The sequence below is a fragment of the Buchnera aphidicola (Pterocomma populeum) genome, assembly GCF_049314985.1.
GTDB classification, from domain to species: domain Bacteria; phylum Pseudomonadota; class Gammaproteobacteria; order Enterobacterales; family Enterobacteriaceae; genus Buchnera; species Buchnera aphidicola_BQ.
This window is the reverse complement of the sequence record NZ_CP186013.1, coordinates 67,447-87,809: the sequence shown is the minus strand read 5'-3', so window position 1 is coordinate 87,809 and position 20,363 is coordinate 67,447. Positions and strand designations below refer to the sequence as shown.

Genomic DNA, 20,363 nt, shown 5'->3' with positions numbered 1-20,363 from the left:
TCGTAATAATTTTACAAATAATATGATTGAAATTTAAACATTTTCCAGTAAAAACCTCTTTTTTCTATTAGTTCATAATGATTTCCATATTCTATAATACGTCCTTGATCTAATACTATAATACAATCTGCTTTAATAATTGTTGACATTCGATGAGCTATAACAACTAATGTAGAATATTTTCGTATAGATAATAAAGTTTTTTGTATTTTTTTTTCTGTTTCAGAATCAATATTAGCAGTTGCTTCATCTAATATTAAGATTTTAGGATGTGTAACTAATATTCTAGCAATAGATAATAACTGTTTTTGTCCAATAGATAATGTATTACCTTCTTCTCCTAAAATAGAATATATTCCTTTAGGCATAGATTTTACTAGAGATGTAAGATAAACAGTATTTAGTATTTTCCAAACATGTTTTTCAGATATTTCCTTACCTAATGTAATATTTTGAAAAAAAGTATCTGAAAGAATTATAGGGTTTTGCTCTACCATTAAAATATCTTTTCTTAAAATTTTATGACTAATTGAATTAATTGGTTTATTATCTAAGTAGATTTGACCTTTTTGAATAGGATAAAAACCCATTAACAAATTTGCTAAAGTACTTTTTCCACAACCAGTATGTCCTACAAATGCAAAAAAACTTTTAGATGGTATATTTAGATTAATATTATTTAATATATTTTTTTTATTATTTTTATAAAAAAAGCTTAAATTATTAATTTTAATTTCGCCACTATTTAAATGGATTTTATTATCTCCATATTTTTGAATTGGAGAATCTAAAAGATTAAAAACTCTTTCTCCTGATACTATAGCTTGTTGTAATATAGATTGTTGAATAGTTAGACTAATTAATGGTTCATTAAGGCGATTTAAATATGTAATAAATGCATATAAAATTCCAATTTCAAAAATTCCGGTAGGAATAGAACTAAAAATAAAAATAAATGCGCATAATACTAAAGAAGATATTAAACTTAATAATGGTCTTAATAAAAAACTATCTAATTTTAATATTTTTATTCTTTCTATATAATGTAAATTACTAATTTTTTTTATTTCTTTTTGAAATCTATATTGTTGTCGAAATTGTTGAATAATATTAATTCCTTTAATGCTTTCATTAAATCTATTATTAATAATGGCATTATAAGATCGCATTTTTCTTAAAAATGGTGTGCTATAATACTGATATAATGACATAATAATAATCACTAATGGAAACATTAATCCCGCTACTATCGCCATATGCCATTCTAAAGTAAACATAGTAAATAATATGATTAACATTAGAGTGGTATTTTTAAATAAATTAGGAATTACAGTATCATATAGTTCTTTAATTACTTCAGTATCATTTGTAATTTTTGATAGAATATGACCTACTGGTTGAGTATCAAAATAATTCATAGGTTGACATAAAGTATTTTTGATAACATTTTTACGTAATTGATTAATGACTTTTATAGAAATTTCATTAAATAAAATACTTTGAAAATAATTTAAAAATACTGATATAATTTGTAATATTATAAATATAAAAATAAATGTTAAAATAAATTGTATATTTGAATTATTTTTTACAATTATATTTTTAATAAAAAAATTTATTAATACTGGTCCTAGTACTTCAGCAATAGAACTGCTTAAAAGAAATAATGATGCGAATATTAATTTTTTTTTATAAGGGATAATATAAATTAGTAGACGTTTTAAAATTGGCCAAAATTTTATTAAATGCTCCATATTATAAATTTTCACCCATGTTTATAACTATTTTATTCTATTTTTAGTTTTTGATAATGATACATAGATTTGTACCAATTTTCTTCTTTTTTTAATTTATAATGATTTCCACGCTGTGTAATCATACCATTTTTAATTACTATAATCTCATCTGCATTAAATAATGCAGAAAGTCGGTGTGCTGTAATAATTAATGTATGTCCATTTTTTTTCCAATTATTAATATTTTTCAAAATATTATGCTCAGTTTGTCCATCTACAGCAGATAGTGCATCATCTAAAATTAATATTTCAGTATTTAATAATAATGCTCGTGCAATAGAGATACGTTGTTTTTGACCGCCAGATAATATTACTCCACGTTCTCCAATTTGAGTTTGGTATCCTTTAGAAAAATTTAAAATATCTTGATGTACATTAGCTAGTTTTGCTGCATCTTCAATTTTTTTTTGTGAAACATATGGGTTTCCTAAGGCAATATTGTTTGCTATGGTATCTGAAAATAAAAATACATTTTGGTTAACGACAGCAATACGACGTCTCCAATCATCAATATTAAATTTTAATAAAGATAATGAATGATATGTTATCTGACCTTTCTGTATATTAAATTGCCGTTGAATAAGATTCAAAAAAGTACTTTTTCCAGATCCTGTTGGTCCGCAGACACCTAAAATTTTTCCAGGATGTAGAATAACTTTAATATTTTTTAAAGCAGGATAATTATTTTGAGGATAATAAAAAGAGTGAATATTAATTTTTAAAATGCCTGGTTTATATGGAATTTCTTGACTTTCAGTTTGGATCTTTGTTCCTTTTATTTGCATAATTAGATTAATGCGATTCCAAGCAGCACTACCTCTCTCTACTATATTAAACATCCATGCTAGTGCTAACATGGGCCAAATCATTAATCCCAGATACATAATAAAACTGGTTAATTCACCTATAGTAATAATATTTTTTATAATTAACCAGCTACCTCCTACTATAGCTAATAAATTAGAAAAAGCTACTGATAGATAAATAACTGGATCAAAACAAGAATCTATTTTTGCAACGTCCATATTTTTTTGACCTGTATATAGAACGGCTTTATAAAATTTTTCTATTTGTTTTTTTTCTATTCCAAAAGCTTTGATCATACGAATATTAGTTAAAATTTCTTGTGTTTGAGTATTTAATAAAGAGAATGCTGATTGAGATTGACTAAAATTATAATGTAGTTTTTCTCCATATTTTTGAATTAAAATAGCCATGATAGGCATAGGTATTAAAGCAAATAATGTCAATATAAAACTAATTTTTGTACTCATTATTATTAATACTAAACAACCCATGACTAATGAATCGACCAATGTTAAGACGCCTTCACCTGCAGCAAAGACTACACGATCAACATCATTAGTTGCTCTTGCAATTAAATCTCCAGTTCTATTTTTTAAAAAAAAATTTTGATTTTGTTGACTAAGATAATGATAAAATTTTACTCTTAACTCAGTTGCTAATTGATAGGATGCTCCAAATAAAAGTATTCTCCATAGATAACGTAATATATATATAATTATAGAAATTAGTATTATAATACTAATCCACGGTAAAATTTGTATACTATGCATATTTTTTTTTACAATACAATCTATAATAATCCCCACTATTTTTGGTGGTATTAATTGAAGTATAGCAATGCATGCTAATAAAATAATAGATCCTAGATATTTCTTCCATTCTCTTATGAAATACCATCTGAGTTGTTTAAATAATTGCACACACGATCCTAAATTTAAATAAAATATTTATATTTTATAAATTATTTTAAAATTAATTTATATTTTTTCATAGACAATATTTGCATTTTGATACAAATTTTTCAAAATAGAACGAAGTATTATTTCTGTATTATTATTTTCTAAATATTGTTTGATAATTTCATTATTTTGAAAAGAAAAATTACTTTGATAAATTTTAGATAGATATAAAATGATAATATTTCCATTTTTATCTTTAATCATAGTATATATTTTTTTATTTTTTTTAGGATAAGGCAATGAAAATACTATTGGAACAATATTATTTTTTTCATATTGAGAGATAATTTGAGGATCATAAAAATGAATGTTATATTTTTTTCCTTTTCTTAATAATAAAACAATTTTTTCTGCTTTTTTTTGTATATTTTTCATGGCTTTTAAATATTTTAATGTATATATAATATTTTTATCTACATCTTTAAATTTTTTTATTTCTTTTTTCTTATAATCTTTAATGCTAATAATAAATGATGTATTTTTATTTAAAGTAATTAATCCAGAATGTAATCTTAATTGATTTTCTTTTTTTATTAATTTTTTATCTGAAAGTATTTTGTTAATAATTGTATTATTATTAAATTCTTGAGGAAGAGAATTTTTTGTAAACCAATTGGTTTCTTTAGGATGTATATTGATATTTTTGATAATCATATCAAATTGATTAGGATACATTTTAATTATATTAATAATTTTATTTTTTAGTATATGGTATGATTTTTTTGAATTTTGATTAATAATTTTTATCCTAATAGAATCATGTACTTCAGATAATTTTTTTTTTTGATTTATTTGAATATCATTTAATTTAATAATTAAAAATTCTTTTTGAAAAGGAATAATATTAGATATTTGATTTTTTTTATAAAGATGAGATTTTTTAATTTCATTAGGAATAAAATTATTTGATATCCAACCAATATTACCGCCATGACTAGATGAAATAGGATCTGTTGATTTTTTTTTAGCTATATCTTCAAAATTATTACATTTTTTAATTTGTGATAATATTGATAATGCTTCTTTCATAGTCTTTACTTGAATAATACTATATTTTTTTTTCTCTTCTTGAGAATAATCTTTAATATGAGTATAGTACCATTTCTCAATATCTTTTTCATTGTATTGTAATTGAATATTTTTTACATCTATTGGGATATAGCTAATTTTAAATTTTTCTGGAATATAAAATTGATTTTTATTCTTTAAAAAGTAAATTTTTTTTTCTTTATTTTTTATTTTTTGCTGTTGAATAATTGATTCAATGTTAAGAATTGATTTTTGAATTATTCTTTTTTGTGATAATAATTTTATTATATTTTTATTTTCATTTTTTAATAAAAAATTTGTATTATTAATGGTATCTATTAATTTTTTTGTTATTAGTCGTGTTTTAATATTTTTTATATATTCATTATTTTGTAATCCTATTGATGATAAATAATTAAAATATTTTTGTTTATTAAATGTATTATTTTTTTGAAATAACGGAGAAGATAATAAAAATTTTTTTATTTCTTTATCTTCTACAGTTAACTGGAGTTTTTCAGCATATTGTTCTAGTAAAATATTGTTAATTAATTGAGATAAAATATAATTATATGTTGCATTAATAAAATCTTTATTTTCGCCAATTTTAAAAAATTTATTACCTAATATTTTTTTTTGTTTTTCTCTTTCTAAAATGTACATATTTTGCACGGTTTCGAAGCTTATTTTTTTTCCATTTACTGTAACTATATATTTTTTAGTATCATAAGGAAGATAACTGATAACAGTACTCATCACTATTGATAAAATAATTAATCCTAAAATACATTTTATTATTATATTTTTGGACCAAAATTGTGTTTTTTTTATCATAATATAAATAATTCCAATAATAATATATTTTAAAGAAAGAAATTAATATCGATAAAGGCTGACAATTTTTATGTCAGCCTCATGATTGTATAAGATATAATTATCGTATTTTTTAGATATAAGGAACATTTTTTAATGCTAATTGTAGAACTTCTTTAATATTTTTTACTGCATGTATTGATAGTCCTTGAATAATATTTTTAGGTATTTCTTCTAAATCATTTTTATTTTTATAGGGAATTATAACTTTTTTAATACCCCCTCTATGTGCAGCAAGTAATTTTTCTTTTAATCCTCCAATTGGTAAAACTTGTCCACATAATGTAATTTCTCCTGTCATAGCAATATTTGATTTTACAGGATTTTTTGTTAAAGAAGAAACAATAGCTGTACACATTGCTATTCCAGCACTAGGACCGTCTTTAGGTGTAGCTCCTTCTGGTACATGGACATGAATATCATTTTTTTCATAAAAATTTTCTTTAATATTTAATTTTTTTGCTTGAGAGCGTACTACAGTTAATGCAGCTTGAATAGATTCTTGCATGATTTTACCTAAAGAACCAGTATAGGTTAATTTTCCTTTTCCTGAAACACATGCTGTTTCAATAGTTAATAATTCTCCACCGACTTCTGTCCATGCTAAACCTATAACTTGTCCAATATAATTATAATTATTGCTTTTTCCATAATCAAATCGTTTAATACCTAAAAATTGTTTTAAATTTTTACTATTAATTTCAATATGTTTTAAATTTTTATCTAATAATATGTTTTTTACTACTTTTCGACAGATTTTAGATATTTCTCGTTCTAAACCGCGTACTCCAGCTTCTCGTGTATAATAGTGAATTATACTAGTAATAGCACAATCAGTAATTGTTAATTCATCTTTTTTTAATGCATTTCTTTCTATTTGTTTAGGATATAGATATCGTTTAGCTATGTTTAATTTTTCATTTTCCGTATATCCAGATAATCGTATAACTTCCATTCGATCTAAAAGTGGTGCAGGTATATTCATAGAATTTGATGTAGCCACAAACATAACATCAGAAAGATCATAATCCACTTCTAAATAATGATCATTAAAATTAATATTTTGTTCTGGATCTAATACTTCTAATAAAGCAGATGCTGGATCTACTCTAATATCACAGGACATTTTATCAATTTCATCTAATAGAAATAATGGGTTCTTAACTTTTGCTTTGATCATTTTTTGAATTAATTTTCCTGGCATAGAACCTATATATGTACGGCGATGACCTCTTATTTCAGCTTCATCTCGTATTCCTCCTAAAGCCATTCTTACATATTTTCTTCCTATAGATCGTGCAATAGATTTTCCTAATGATGTTTTACCGACACCTGGAGGTCCAATTAGACATAAAATAGGACCTTTTACTTTTTTTATTCTTGTTTGTACTGCTAAATATTCTAGTATTCTTTCTTTCACTTTTTCAAGACCAAAGTGGTCAGTATCAAGAATTTTTTTAGCTTGTTGAATATTATTTTTAATTAAGGTTTTAGCATTCCATGGAACTTGTATCATCCAGTCAATATAACTTCGTACTACCGTAGCTTCAGCAGACATTGGTGACATCATTTTTAGTTTTTTTAATTCTGATTCAGTTTTATCTTTTGCTTCTTTTGGCATTTTTGATGCATTAATTTTTCGTTTTAGTATTTTATTTTCATCTATAATTTCATCAATTTCACCAAGTTCTTTTTGTATAGCTTTTATTTGTTCATTCAGATAATATTCTCTTTGACTTTTTTCCATTTGTTTTTTAACACGATTTCGAATTCTTTTTTCTGCTTTTAACAAATCAATTTCTGTTGCCATAATAACCATTAAAAATTCTAATCTTTCATTGACGTTTTTCATTTCTAATACTGATTGTTTATCATGTATTTTTAGTGGCATATGTGAAGCAATAGTATCTGCTAATTTTTCTGAATCATTAATATTTTTTAGAGAATTTAATATTTCTGATGGGATTTTTTTATTGAGTTTAATATAAGATTCAAATTCATTTATTGTTGTACGAATCAATATTTTTTGTTTTTTATCTATAATAATAGACGGAATAATAACATTTATTTCTGCAACGAGATATTTTCCATTGTTATTTAATTTTTTTATACAAGCACGTTGTAATCCTTCTACTAAAACTTTAATTGTTCCATCTGGTAATTTTAATATCTGTAAAATTGAACTGATTGTACCTATAGTAAATAAATCATTTGTTGTTGGTTCGTCTTGTGTAGCTTCTTTTTGAGCAATCAACATAATTTTTTTATCATTTTTTATAGCTGCTTCAATACAATTAATTGAATGTTTTCTACCTACAAATAACGGAATGACCATGTGAGGATATATAACGACATCACGTAATGGTAAAACAGGAATTGTGATATTTGTAGAACGCTCAGAATTCATAGAGCTCTCTCTTAGTTAAATTTCCGCTATATTTTAAAAAAATATAAGATTATAAATATTTATTTATAATTATAATTGGATGTTATTGGACATGCCATGATAAGCGGTTTGTAAAATAAAAAGGGCTATTTCCTTTTTTTAATTTTTTTTTGTATTATCATGATTTAATTATTAGATACTGGATTTGTTTTTTTTTGTTTTAATATTATTTTAGGTGATGAATAAGTATTTACAACTGATTTGTTAATTAATACTTTTTGGACATTTTCCATAGATGGTAAATTGTACATTGTTTCTAATAAAATACTTTCAATAATAGATCTTAATCCTCTAGCACCTGTATTACGAGACATAGCTTTTTTTGCAATTGCTGCAATTGATTCTAAATTAAATTCTAATTTTACTTTATCTAATTCAAACAAAGTTTGATACTGTTTAATTAAAGCATTTTTAGGTTCATGCAGTATTTTAATTAATGCATCTTCATTCAACTGATGTAAAATGCTAATTATCGGCAAACGACCAATAAATTCAGGGATTAATCCAAATTTAATTAGATCTTCTGGTTGTATTTTTTCTAGTATTATATTTTCTGATAATTTTTTATTTTTCTTTTTAATGATAGCAGTAAATCCAATGTTTGTTCCTTTATAAATTCTTCTTGTAATTATACTAGATAATTCTAGAAAAGATCCAGCACATATAAATAGAATATTTTTAGTATTAACTTGAATAAATTCTTGTTGAGGGTGTTTTCGACCACCTTGTGGTGGAATGGATGCTATTGTACCTTCAATTAATTTTAATAAAGCTTGTTGTACTCCTTCTCCAGAAACATCTCGAGTAATAGAAGGATTATCAGATTTTCTTGCTATTTTATCTATTTCATCAATATAAATAATTCCTAGTTCGGCTTTTTTTACATTATATTCACATTTTTGTAATAATTTTTGAACAACGTTTTCAACGTCTTCTCCAACATATCCTGCTTCAGTTAAAGTAGTTGCATCTGCAATAACAAATGGAATATTTAATCGTTTTGCTAATGTTTCTGCTAATAATGTTTTTCCGCTTCCCGTGGGTCCAATAAGTAAAATATTGCTTTTTCCTAATTCAACATTATTTTTTTTTTCTACAATGTTGCGAAGACGTTTATAATGATTATATACAGCAACAGACAATATTTTTTTTGTTTTTTTTTGTCCTATTACATATTGATCAAGATATTCTTTGATTTCATGTGGTGTAGGTAATTTTTCTAATATATGATGGGTATCATTTTCGTTTTTATTATTTTCTACTGTGATTATATTATTACATAATATTATGCATTCATTACAGATATATACTGATGGACCTGCAATTAATTTTTGAACTTCTTTTTGACTTTTTCCACAAAAAGAACAATACAATAATTTTTCAGAATCATTTTTATTTTTATCTATCATTATTGAACCTTTTTTTTATTTTTAAATAAATAAAATTTTATTTTAATAATATGTTAAATATAAAAGAAACATTTTTTATTGACGATGTGTTAAAATAAAATCAATTAATCCATATTTAATAGATTCATCTGCTGATAAAAAACAATCACGATCTGTATCTTTATTTATTTTTTTAATAGGTTGACCTGTATGTAATGCAATTAGATGATTAAGTGTTTTTTTAATTTTAATAATTTCACGAGAATGAATTGCGATATCAGATGCTTGTCCTTGATATCCTCCTAGCGGCTGATGAATCATTATTCTTGCATTAGGTAAACAAGATCTTTTCCCTTTTTTTCCAGATGCCAATATAAATGCTCCCATTGAACATGCTTGTCCCATACAAATAGTATGTATATCTGGTTTGATAAATTGCATTGTGTCATAAATAGACATTCCTGAAGTAATAACTCCTCCTGGTGAGTTAATATATAAAAATATATCTTTTTCAGGATTTTCAGATTCTAAAAAAAGCATTTGAGCGATAATATTATTTGCCATATTATCTTCAATTGTTCCTGTCATAAAAATTATACGTTCTTTTAATAAACGTGAATATATATCGTATGCACGTTCTCCGCGTGCATCTTGTTCTACTACCATAGGAAGAAAAGATGAATTAGAAATAGTTCTTTTCTTTGGATTACGATGATTAAATAACATTTTTTATTCCTGTAAAATATTGTAATGTTATATTTAGAATATAATTTATGATATTTTTTTAATTATAAAATAAATTATTATCGATTGTATTTTTAGCATAATAGATAGCTTGATCTAAAGTGTAATATTCTTCAATAATCGTTATTTTTTTAAATAATAAATTCATTACTTGTATTTCTAATTCAATATTTTTTATTTTTTCTATTAAGTTTTTATCTGTTTTATATAAATTTATAATTTCTTCAGGTTTTTTATAATTTAAAGATATTTTTTTAATTAATTTATCAATAGTATTTAAATCAGGTAATATATTATTTTCAGAAATAATATTTTGAATAATTAACTTTATATGTATATTTTTTTTAGCTTGTAAATGAATATTGATATGATATTTTTTTTCTAGTATATTTCCTTCATTTTTTTGATATTTTTGCAAATTATCATAATATATATTTTTAATTTCTTCTTCGATTAAAATATGAGGTATAATTATAGGATTATTTTTTATTAATTTTTGTATAATTTGAAAGTATATATAATTATCATTAATTTTTTTGATTTTTTTATTTATTTTTTCTTTCATTTTTTTATAATAGATTGGCTCAATTTTTTCTTCTTGATTTTCAGATAAAACAATATTTTTTATTTTTTCTTCAATTTTTTTAATTTTTATTTTAAAAATAACCTCTTTATCTTGTAATTTTTTTTCTGGATGAAATTTAGAAAAATGTATTTTAAAAAAAAATACATCATTGATATAATGGTTTTGTATTTGATAATATAACTGAGGTAATAATATATTTTTTGAAATAATTAAAGAAAAGTTTTTTTGGTGGAATTCTTCTATTATTTGATTATTAACATAAACTTTATAATCTAATAAAACACGATCATTAGTTTTTATAGATCTTTGTGTTATTTTCCATTTTTTTAAATTTTTTTGATTTTTTTGTATTTGATTTAAAATATTTTGTTTAGTAATATTAACAATTATTTTTTTTACTTGAATAGATTTAATATCTTGTAATTTGAAAATAGGTTTTAATGCATATATTACTGAATATTTAAAATTTTTAAAATTATTATATTCATTTGAATGTATGTAATATTTCGGATTACCAATGGTATTTATTTTTTTTTCGATGATAAATTTATGAAAAAATTTTTGCATAAGTTGGTTTAATACATCATAATAAATATTATTTCCATATTTTTTTTTAATAATATCAATAGGAATTTTACCTTTTCTAAATCCATTAATATTTTCATTTTTATTAATTTCATTAAATTTTTTAATAATATTTTTTTTAATTATAATTTCTGGAATTTTTATTGTTACACGATACTCTTCATTTTTGTTTTTTTCTATTAAGAAATTCATTTTTACCTCAAAAAATTAAATTTATTAGTTTTATATGCATATTTTATTTATTTTAAAAATATTTGGTAGTATATAAATATACACATATTTCTTCTTTTTAATATTTTTATAGATTGTTTATAATAGAAATGTTTTATTTATTTATTAGCAATAGATTATATTATTTTATTTTAAAAATATTATTGAGATATAATTATGGTTGGCGATTTTAATAAATACAATTTAATTTTTTAAATAAAAATTTTATAATGAAGTATTTTAATAAAATATTATTTTCATTTTTAATATTGAGATATTTTTTGTTGATATTTTGATACATTTTTCTATTAATGTTTTTTTAAACATTTTGAAAAATTAATTTTTTTATTTTTTTTATTTTTCCATTCAATTATAGTATAAGTATATAATGTAATTGAATATATTTTATATTTTATTTCTTTTTTTAAAATATTAAAAATAATACGATGTCTATCAATTAAGTTTATATTAATAAAAGCATCACTAATAATAATTATTGTTAAATGTGTAAGATTATTTTTAGAATAATTATGAGATGCACTATTATCAAAAATATCTATGAAATCAACATTTATATTAGATTTTAAACTATTTTCTATTTTTTTTAAAATCATTAATTATATATCCTTAATATAAAAAAAATAATATATTTTATTTTTTATAAAAAAAATAAAATATTATTAAAAATTTTATCAATTTTTGTAAAATAATTCAATTATTTAAAAAATATTACTATTTTATTTTATAGTAATTATATTTGAATCTAATATTAAAAATAATTAAAATATATTTTCTAAATTAAAAATAAAATACTAAATATTCCATTTAATTGAGGTTCTTTAATGATATTTATAAAATACAACAGTATTTTTAAAATTGTACTATTTTTTTTTATTATATTTTTTTTAAATGGTTGTAATAGTGTATTTTTTAGTTCGCATGGAATAATTGCTCAAGAAGAATTGTCATTAATATTTATATCATTTTTGATGATGTTATTAGTTGTATTACCTGTAATTTTTATGACGGTATATTTTTCAATAAAATATCGTAGTTCAAAAAAAAATGAAATATATAAACCAGAATGGGCTCATTCAACAAAATTAGAAATATTTATTTGGATAATTCCGATTTTAATTGTATCTTTTTTAAGTTATTTATCGTGGAATTATAGTCATAAACTAGAACCTACTAGAGCAATACAATCTAGATTACATCCAATAGAAATAGATGTTGTATCATTAGATTGGAAATGGTTATTTATTTATCCAGAATATCATATTGCTACTATTAATGAGATTATGTTTCCTATTAATAGACCTATAGTATTTCATATTACTTCTAATTCTGTAATGAATTCTTTTTTTATACCTTATCTTGGAAGTCAAATTTATGCTATGCCTGGTATGATAACTGAATTAAATTTAATTTCTAATAATACAGGATATTATAAAGGTATATCATCTAATTATAGTGGTAAAGGTTTTTCAAACATGAAATTTACTGCGATCTCTGTTTTAAATAATACTCAATTTAAGAAATGGATTGATAAAATTCAGAATTCTTCGAAAGTATTACAAGATATGAAACAATTGTTAATAATTTCTAAATCAAATGAAAACAGTTCTGTACAATATTTTTCAAAAGTAAATAGTAATTTATTTCATCAAATTATTAATCAATTTTATAAACATAATTGATTGAAAAAATATATATTAATACAATATTTTCTAAAAAATTAATTTGGAGAAGTAAAAATGTTTGGAAAATTAAATTGGAATTCTATACCTTATAATGAACCAATTATTATGGTTACTTATATTATAATTATTTTAATTACATTAGGTTTAATATTTAGTATTACATATTATAAAAAATGGAATTATTTTTGGCATGAATGGTTTACGACAGTAGATCATAAAAAAATATCTATTATGTATGGTATTTTAGCTTTTATTATGTTATTTCGTGGATTTGTTGATGCTATATTAATGCGCACTCAACAAGTGATTTCATCATCAGGTCATACAGGATTTTTACCTGCTCATCATTACGATCAGATATTTACAGCTCATGGTGTAATCATGATTTTTTTTGTTGCGATGCCTCTAGTAATTGGATTAATGAATTTAGTTATTCCGTTACAAATTGGTTCTCGTGATGTAGCTTTTCCATTTCTTAATAATTTAAGTTTTTGGTTAACTGCGAGCAGTGCAATTTTAATTACTCTTTCTTTAGGAATTGGAGAATTTGCACAAACTGGTTGGTTAGCATATCCGCCATTATCAGGAATAAAATACAGTCCTGGAGTAGGAGTAGATTATTGGATTTGGAGTTTGCAAATTTCTGGAATTGGAACAACATTAACAGGAATTAATTTTTTAGTAACTATTCTAAAAATGAGAGCTCCAGGAATGAATTTATTCAAAATGCCAGTTTTTACTTGGGCATCTTTATGTACTAATATTTTGATTATTATTTCATTTCCTGTTTTAACAATAACTTTATTTTTGTTAACATTAGATCGATATTGTGATTTTCATTTTTTCACTAATGAATTGGGTGGAAATATGATGATGTATGTAAATTTAATATGGATTTGGGGTCATCCAGAAGTATATATTTTAGTTCTTCCAGTTTTTGGTATTTTTTCTGAAATTGTTTCAACTTTTTCTAAAAAACGTTTGTTTGGATATGTTTCCTTAGTATGGGCAACTTTTGCTATTACTATTTTATCTTTTATTGTATGGCTTCATCATTTTTTTACTATGGGTGCAAGTGCAAATGTTAATGCTTTTTTTGGTATTACTACAATGATTATAGCTATTCCAACTGGAGTAAAAATATTTAATTGGCTTTTTACAATGTATCAAGGTCGAGTATATTTACATTCTTCTATGTTATGGACTTTAGGTTTTTTAATTACGTTTTCTATTGGTGGTATGGCTGGTGTATTATTATCTGTTCCTCCAGCAGATTTTATTTTACATAATAGTTTATTTTTAGTAGCTCATTTTCATAATGTTATTATTGGAGGAGTAGTTTTTGGATGTTTTGCAGGTATTAGTTATTGGTTTCCTAAATTATTTGGTTTCATTTTAAATGAAACATGGGGAAAACGTGCTTTTTGGTTTTGGATTACTGGTTTTTTTATAGCTTTTATTCCTTTATATTTTTTAGGATTAATGGGTATGACGCGTCGTTTAAGTCAAAATATTGATATACAATTTCATTTTTTATTATGTATTGCCGCTTTTGGTTCTTTTTTAATTGGTATAGGTATTATATGTCAAATTATTCAGTTTTGGGTTTCTATTAGAGATCGTCATGATAATCTTGATATTACTGGTGATCCATGGGATGGAAGAACTTTAGAATGGTCTACGTCTTCTCCTGCTCCTATTTACAATTTTGCTATTATACCAATTATTCAAGATAGAGATGATTTTTGGAATACAAAAAAAAACAATATTAAAAAAATAAAATTGCATTATAGTTCTATTCATATGCCTAAAAATACAGGTTTTGGATTTATAATTAGTTTTTTTTCTTTAATCTTTGGTTTTTCAGCAGTATGGCATATTTTTTGGTTATGTTTTATTTCTTTTTGTATGATTTTAATTAGTTTACTAGTGAAAAGTATGAATGAAAATAATGAATATATTATATCTTCAAATGAGATTAAAAAAATAGAGAATAAAAATTTTAAAAAACGAGATATGCAGGTTTATAATGATTAAAAATAAAATAAAAAATATTGTATTAAATACTCATAATATACATGAAAAAGAATTAGAAAATAATAAGTTATTAGGTTTTTGGATATATTTAATGAGTGATTGTATTATTTTTGCTATTATGTTTGCTGTATATTCAATATATTTTTCTAATGTTTCTATAGGTTTAATTCCTAAGTATTTTTTTAAATTATATTTTATATTAGCAGAAACATTTATATTATTATTAAGTTCATTATCATGCGGTATGATGAGTATTTTTTTATCTAAAAAAACAATAAAAAAATGTTTTTTATACCTTATTTTAACTTTTATATTAGGTTTATTTTTTATTTTAATGGAAATGTATGAATTTTATGATTTAATCATAAATCATTTTGGACCTAATAAACATGCTTTTTTTTCTGTTTTTTTTACTTTGATAGGTATGCATGGTATTCATATATTTTGCGGTCTTATTTGGATGTTATTTTTATTTTATCAACTAGTAAAATTAAATTTAACTAATACTATTCGTATTCGTTTTTTATGTTTTAGTTTATTTTGGCATTTTTTAGATATTATATGGGTGTGTATTTTTACTTTTGTGTATTTAAATGGAGTAATTTAATGTCTAATAATTCAAATAATCTTTTATATTATAAAAAAAAATCTTATATATTAGGTTTTTTATTTTCTATTATACTAACACTTATTCCTTTTTATTTTTCTATAGAAAAAATATTTTCTAGTAAAACTAATCATATTATTATCATCTTCTGTGCTATAACACAAATTTTGATTCATTTTATATATTTTTTAGATTTAAATTTTTCTATTGAAAAACGTTGGAATATTGTTTCTTTATTATTTATTATGATAATTATTTTTATTATTTTATTTGGTTCTATATGGATTATGAATAATTTAAATAATAATATGATGATGCATTAAAAATATGTTATCAAAATTTAAGTATTATATAGAAATTATTAAACCACGAATTATTTTTGGAAATATGGTATTAATGATGGGAAGTTTTTTATTAGCTTCTCAAATTCATTTTGATTTTAATTTATTTTTATACACATTATCAGGAATGTCATTGGTTATTGCATCCTCTTGTATATTAAATAACATTATTGATTATGATATAGATAACAGAATGCAACGTACTAAAAATAGAGTTTTAGTAAAAAAATTATTAAATCAGAATGAAGTATTAATTTTTTCTTTTATTATTGGTACAATTGGATTTTTTATATTAGGTTATTTAGTAAATATATTATCTATGTTATTAGCTTTTTTTGGATTTTTAATATATGTTATTTTTTATACTTATATATTAAAAAGAATTTCAATTTATTCTACTTTAATTGGAAGTTTTTCAGGTTCTATTCCTTCTGTTATTGGATATACAGCAGTAGTAAATACTATTGATTTATTTTCTTTTTTATTATTTATAAATTTTATTTTTTGGCAAATGTCTCATTTTTATTCTATTGCTATTTTTCGTATTAATGATTATAAAAATGCCAGAATTCCTGTATTTCCTGTAATTAAAGGTATTTTTTTAACAAAAAAACATATTATTGTTTATATTATTTTATATATTTTTATTAATTTATTATTTAGTTTTTTTGGTTATTTAAGTTATATGTTTTTATTTCTATCTTCTTTTATAAATGTAATATGGTTATATTTAGCATGTTATAATTTTTATAACATAGATGAAAAAAAATATTCTATCAAACTATTTAAGTTTTCGATTATAGTTGTTTTTGTATGTAATTTTTTAATGGCAATAGATTTTTTATTTTAATAGTTTTATAAGCATTGAGCAGGTTTTGGTATGCCAGCAATTTTACTTGCTTGTTTTGCTGGTCCTTTTGGAAATAGTGTAAATAAATAAATACTATTTATTTTTTTATTTTTTATTTTTTTCTGTATTGCATTAATTAACATTCTCATCGATGGTGTCATATTAAATTTAAAATAAAAATCTCGTACAAAATATATTATTTTCCAATGATCAGAATTTAAATTAATATTTTCATTTTGAGCAATTTCTTGAGCTATTAAAATATTCCAATTTTGATTATTTTTTAAATATCCTTCTGCATCTTTTTCAATATCTTGATACTTATGTATTTTTTTTTTTAATTTTTTCATCTTTTAAAATATATTTTGAATCAATAGAATTGTATTGAAAATAAATGAAATAAAAAAGAATTATAAAATGAATTTCATAGAATTACAAGTGACATTAAGTCTTGGTGTTATTTTTTTGCTACGTATGTTAGGAATTTTTATTATAATACCTGTTATTAGTACACATGGTATATTTTTACATGATGAGAATAAATTATTAATTGGGTTAGCCATGGGTATTTATGGAATTGCTCAAGTGATTTTTCAATTTCCATTTGGTTTTTTATCTGATATATTTGGTCGAAAGTTTATAATGATACTAGGTCTTATTTTAATTCTAATAGGAAATATAATTTCAGCTAGCATTCATTCTATTTGGGGCTTGATTATTGGTCGATTTTTGCAAGGATCAGGAGCTATCTCTGGTGTATCTATGGCTTTGTTATCTGACTTTGTGCGTGAAAAAAATCGAACTAAATCTATTGGATTTATTGGAATTAGTTTTGCAATTTCTTTTATAATATCTATGGTATCCGGTCCTATTATTGTTCAATATTTAGGATTTTTTTCTATTTTTTGGATTACATCTTTTTTATCTCTTATATGTATTATAATTGCATTTTTCTTTATTCCTTCTTCTATTAATTTTTTTCCAATAAAAAATTGTAGTTTATTTAACATAAAATTATTAAATATTTTATTTAATACTAAACTTATAAAATATTATGTTAGTGTTTTTTATCTTCATTTTTTATTGATGATGAATTTTATGATTATTCCCAATCAATTAGAAATTCATGGTTTATCTTTTCATGAACATTGGAAAATATATCTTTTTACTATATTGTTATCTTTTTTAATTGTATTTTTAGTATTATTTTTTTTAAAATTAGTTTTTTTTCTAGAACATATTATTGAGTGCTCTATTATTTTATTTTCTTTATCAGATATAATGTTTGTATATTCTAAGAATCATATATTTTTTTTATTATTTGGAATACAAATTTTTTTTATATCTTTTAATCTTTTAGAAGTGTTTTTACCATCTTATTTAAGTAAACAAGTTAGGGTAAATTATAAAGGTAGTATAATGAGTATTTATTCTACTCTTCAATTTTTAGGTATTTTTTTAGGTAGTTTAGTAAGCGGTAGTATATTGCATTTTTTTAATATTAATAGTATTTCTATTATAGAATTTTTTATTATTTTATCGTGGTTATTAATTGTTTTTTTAAAAAAATAAATTGATATTATAATATATGATTTACTTATATAAATATAATATTTTTAGTATAAAATAATATATAATTCTTGGATATACATCTAAGAATTATATATTTTAATATAAATTTTACCAGAAAATATAAAATAATATGTTTTTAGTCACAAAAAAATATTATTTTTTATCACATCTTATTTTTAATGCTGCAGCATCTAATACACCATTGATAAATTTATGACTATCTTCTGCTCCAAATAATTTTGCAAGTTCAATACCTTCATTAATAGATACTTTATAAGGTATATCTTTTCGTTTAGATAATTCATAGAATGAAATTCTCAAAATAGATTTTTCTATTTGTCCAAGTTCTTTAAGTGATCTTGACAAATAAGGTTCCATTAAATTATCTATTTTATTACAGTCATTAGTAATATTAAGAATTAGATCATAGAAGTATATAATATCAATTTTTTTTTCATTATTTTCTTTTAAAAACTCAATTGCGCTATGTTTTATATTATTTTTAGATAATTCCCAAGCATACAACATTTGTAAAGCATATATACGAGCTTTGTGTCGCAAGAATGGTTTCATAGCAATCTCTTATTATATATTAAATGATATTATTTTTTTTAGGTTGAAATATAAGTCGTATATCAGGACCGATTTTACAAAAATTTTTTAATTTAAATTTTAAGCATTCAAATAGTTTTATTTGATTATTTAATATACAGAGTGGTTTTGCATTATGTCCTAATATTATTGGTGCTATATAAATTATTACTTCATCGATCACACCTAACTTTAATAAAAGTCCAGAAAATGCACTTCCTGATTCTACCCAAATATTATTTATTTCTTTTGTTCCAAGGATTTTAAATAGAGATAAAATATTAATTTTATTTTGGTATGGTTTTACTATTAATTCTGTAACATGCTTAGGCCATAATTGTTGATCTGATTTTAATCTTATTAACCAAATTGGTTCTTTGATCTGTATTATTTTGTGTCTTAATTGAATTCTGTTTTGACTATCTATCAGTACTCTTATTGGATGTTTAAATATTTTATGTGGAAATATTGGTAGTATTTTTTTATCTAATTCTTTCGTGCGTATATTTAATTGAGGATTATCAGTTAATACAGTAGAACTAGTGCTAAGAATAGCAGAACTTTTTGCTCTAAATGTTTGAACATCTTGACGTGCATATTTTGAAGTAATCCATTTGCTATTTCCATTTTTTAGCGCAATTCTTCCATCTAATGACATCGCTAATTTTAATTGTATTCATGGAAATCCTGTTTTCATTCTTTTAAAAAATCCATAATTATTTTTTTTTGATTCTTTAGATAAAATTCCGATTTTAACTATTATTCCATGTTTTTGTAAATATAATACTCCTTTTCCAGATACTTTAGGATTAGGATCTAAATTTGATATTACAACTTTTTTAATTCCAGATTTTACAATTGCATGACAACAAGGTGGAGTTTTTCCAAAATGATTACAGGGTTCTAGTGTAATATATGCAGTGCTTTCTTTTGATTCTTTTCCTGCCATTTTTAAAGCATTAATTTCGGCATGATTTTTTCCACTTTTTTCATGCCATCCTTCTCCAATAATATTATTATTTTTTACAATGACGCACCCTACATTAGGATTAGGAGAAGTGGTAAATTCTCCTTTTTGACTTAGTATAATTGCTTTTTTCATATAAAATATTTCTTTCATTTTTAAACCAAACAATGTAATAATTTTTGACTAGAGATATATATTATATTTAAAAATATCATATATTTTTATGAAAAAATAGTTGATTTTATAAAATATTATTTCAAATTAATATTTAT

The 20,363-nt window shown here is 22.1% G+C and carries 16 protein-coding genes and 1 pseudogene; 6 read left to right on the top strand and 11 right to left on the bottom strand.

Going from position 1 to position 20,363, the window contains the following annotated elements; translation table 11 throughout:
• Positions 1 to 11: 11 nt before the first annotated feature.
• From ACOI1G_RS00395 to ACOI1G_RS00360, 8 genes are all read right to left on the bottom strand, one after another.
• Positions 12 to 1,754, bottom strand: a complete 1,743-nt coding sequence (locus ACOI1G_RS00395) for a SmdB family multidrug efflux ABC transporter permease/ATP-binding protein (protein ID WP_422667373.1) — start codon at positions 1,752 to 1,754, stop codon at positions 12 to 14.
• A 32-nt stretch (positions 1,755 to 1,786) separates the two neighbouring features.
• On the bottom strand, positions 1,787 to 3,523 hold the full coding sequence (locus tag ACOI1G_RS00390; protein WP_422667372.1) for a SmdA family multidrug ABC transporter permease/ATP-binding protein: 1,737 nt from the start codon (positions 3,521 to 3,523) through the stop codon (positions 1,787 to 1,789).
• Between the two features lie 57 nt (positions 3,524 to 3,580).
• Positions 3,581 to 5,425, bottom strand: coding sequence for a SurA N-terminal domain-containing protein (locus ACOI1G_RS00385; RefSeq protein ID WP_422667371.1), 1,845 nt, complete (start codon positions 5,423 to 5,425; stop codon positions 3,581 to 3,583).
• 112 nt (positions 5,426 to 5,537) lie between these two features.
• On the bottom strand, positions 5,538 to 7,871 hold the full coding sequence (gene lon / locus ACOI1G_RS00380) for an endopeptidase La (protein ID WP_422667370.1): 2,334 nt from the start codon (positions 7,869 to 7,871) through the stop codon (positions 5,538 to 5,540).
• A gap of 164 nt (positions 7,872 to 8,035) precedes the next feature.
• Positions 8,036 to 9,319: an ATP-dependent Clp protease ATP-binding subunit ClpX gene (clpX, locus tag ACOI1G_RS00375; protein ID WP_422667369.1), complete on the bottom strand. Its 1,284-nt coding sequence runs from the start codon at positions 9,317 to 9,319 to the stop codon at positions 8,036 to 8,038.
• A gap of 75 nt (positions 9,320 to 9,394) precedes the next feature.
• Positions 9,395 to 10,024 carry an ATP-dependent Clp endopeptidase proteolytic subunit ClpP gene (gene clpP / locus ACOI1G_RS00370; RefSeq protein WP_422667368.1) on the bottom strand — a complete coding sequence of 210 codons (630 nt, stop codon included), beginning with the start codon at positions 10,022 to 10,024 and terminating at the stop codon, positions 9,395 to 9,397.
• A gap of 58 nt (positions 10,025 to 10,082) precedes the next feature.
• Positions 10,083 to 11,405 (bottom strand): trigger factor, encoded by a 1,323-nt coding sequence (tig, locus tag ACOI1G_RS00365; RefSeq protein WP_422667367.1) that lies wholly within the window; start codon positions 11,403 to 11,405, stop codon positions 10,083 to 10,085.
• Positions 11,406 to 11,731: 326 nt separating this feature from the next.
• Entirely contained in the window at positions 11,732 to 12,037 is a 306-nt protein-coding gene (locus ACOI1G_RS00360; protein WP_422667366.1) for a BolA family protein, read from the bottom strand.
• A 228-nt stretch (positions 12,038 to 12,265) separates the two neighbouring features.
• Between ACOI1G_RS00360 and cyoA the strand changes: the two genes are divergently transcribed.
• Genes cyoA through cyoE form a run of 5 tightly spaced genes read left to right on the top strand, consistent with a single transcriptional unit; the run spans position 12,266 to position 16,961 of the window.
• Positions 12,266 to 13,123, top strand: coding sequence for a ubiquinol oxidase subunit II (gene cyoA, locus ACOI1G_RS00355; RefSeq protein WP_422667365.1), 858 nt, complete (start codon positions 12,266 to 12,268; stop codon positions 13,121 to 13,123).
• 57 nt (positions 13,124 to 13,180) lie between these two features.
• Positions 13,181 to 15,163, top strand: coding sequence for a cytochrome o ubiquinol oxidase subunit I (gene cyoB, locus ACOI1G_RS00350; protein ID WP_422667364.1), 1,983 nt, complete (start codon positions 13,181 to 13,183; stop codon positions 15,161 to 15,163).
• A complete protein-coding gene (locus ACOI1G_RS00345) occupies positions 15,156 to 15,770 on the top strand; it encodes a cytochrome c oxidase subunit 3 (protein WP_422667363.1) in 615 nt (204 codons plus the stop codon). Before cyoB ends, ACOI1G_RS00345 begins: the two co-directional genes overlap by 8 nt.
• Complete coding sequence (gene cyoD / locus ACOI1G_RS00340) at positions 15,770 to 16,093, top strand: cytochrome o ubiquinol oxidase subunit IV (protein ID WP_422667362.1); 324 nt, start codon at positions 15,770 to 15,772, stop codon at positions 16,091 to 16,093. The genes ACOI1G_RS00345 and cyoD overlap by 1 nt, the downstream gene beginning before the upstream one ends.
• 4 nt (positions 16,094 to 16,097) lie before the next feature.
• Entirely contained in the window at positions 16,098 to 16,961 is an 864-nt protein-coding gene (cyoE, locus tag ACOI1G_RS00335) for a heme o synthase (RefSeq protein WP_422667361.1), read from the top strand.
• 5 nt (positions 16,962 to 16,966) lie between these two features.
• Here cyoE and ACOI1G_RS00330 read toward each other — a convergent pair whose 3' ends face one another.
• Complete coding sequence (locus ACOI1G_RS00330) at positions 16,967 to 17,311, bottom strand: TusE/DsrC/DsvC family sulfur relay protein (protein ID WP_422667360.1); 345 nt, start codon at positions 17,309 to 17,311, stop codon at positions 16,967 to 16,969.
• Positions 17,312 to 17,378: 67 nt separating this feature from the next.
• On the opposite strand from ACOI1G_RS00330, the gene ACOI1G_RS00325 reads away from it, so the two are divergent.
• A complete protein-coding gene (locus ACOI1G_RS00325) occupies positions 17,379 to 18,533 on the top strand; it encodes an MFS transporter (RefSeq protein WP_422667359.1) in 1,155 nt (384 codons plus the stop codon).
• Between the two features lie 153 nt (positions 18,534 to 18,686).
• On the opposite strand, the gene nusB is transcribed toward ACOI1G_RS00325, so the two are convergent.
• Together nusB and ribD are read right to left on the bottom strand one after the other, a co-directional pair.
• Complete coding sequence (nusB, locus tag ACOI1G_RS00320) at positions 18,687 to 19,106, bottom strand: transcription antitermination factor NusB (protein WP_422667358.1); 420 nt, start codon at positions 19,104 to 19,106, stop codon at positions 18,687 to 18,689.
• Positions 19,107 to 19,125: 19 nt separating this feature from the next.
• Positions 19,126 to 20,226, bottom strand: a pseudogene (ribD, locus tag ACOI1G_RS00315) (bifunctional diaminohydroxyphosphoribosylaminopyrimidine deaminase/5-amino-6-(5-phosphoribosylamino)uracil reductase RibD).
• Between the last annotated feature and the right edge of the window lie 137 nt (positions 20,227 to 20,363).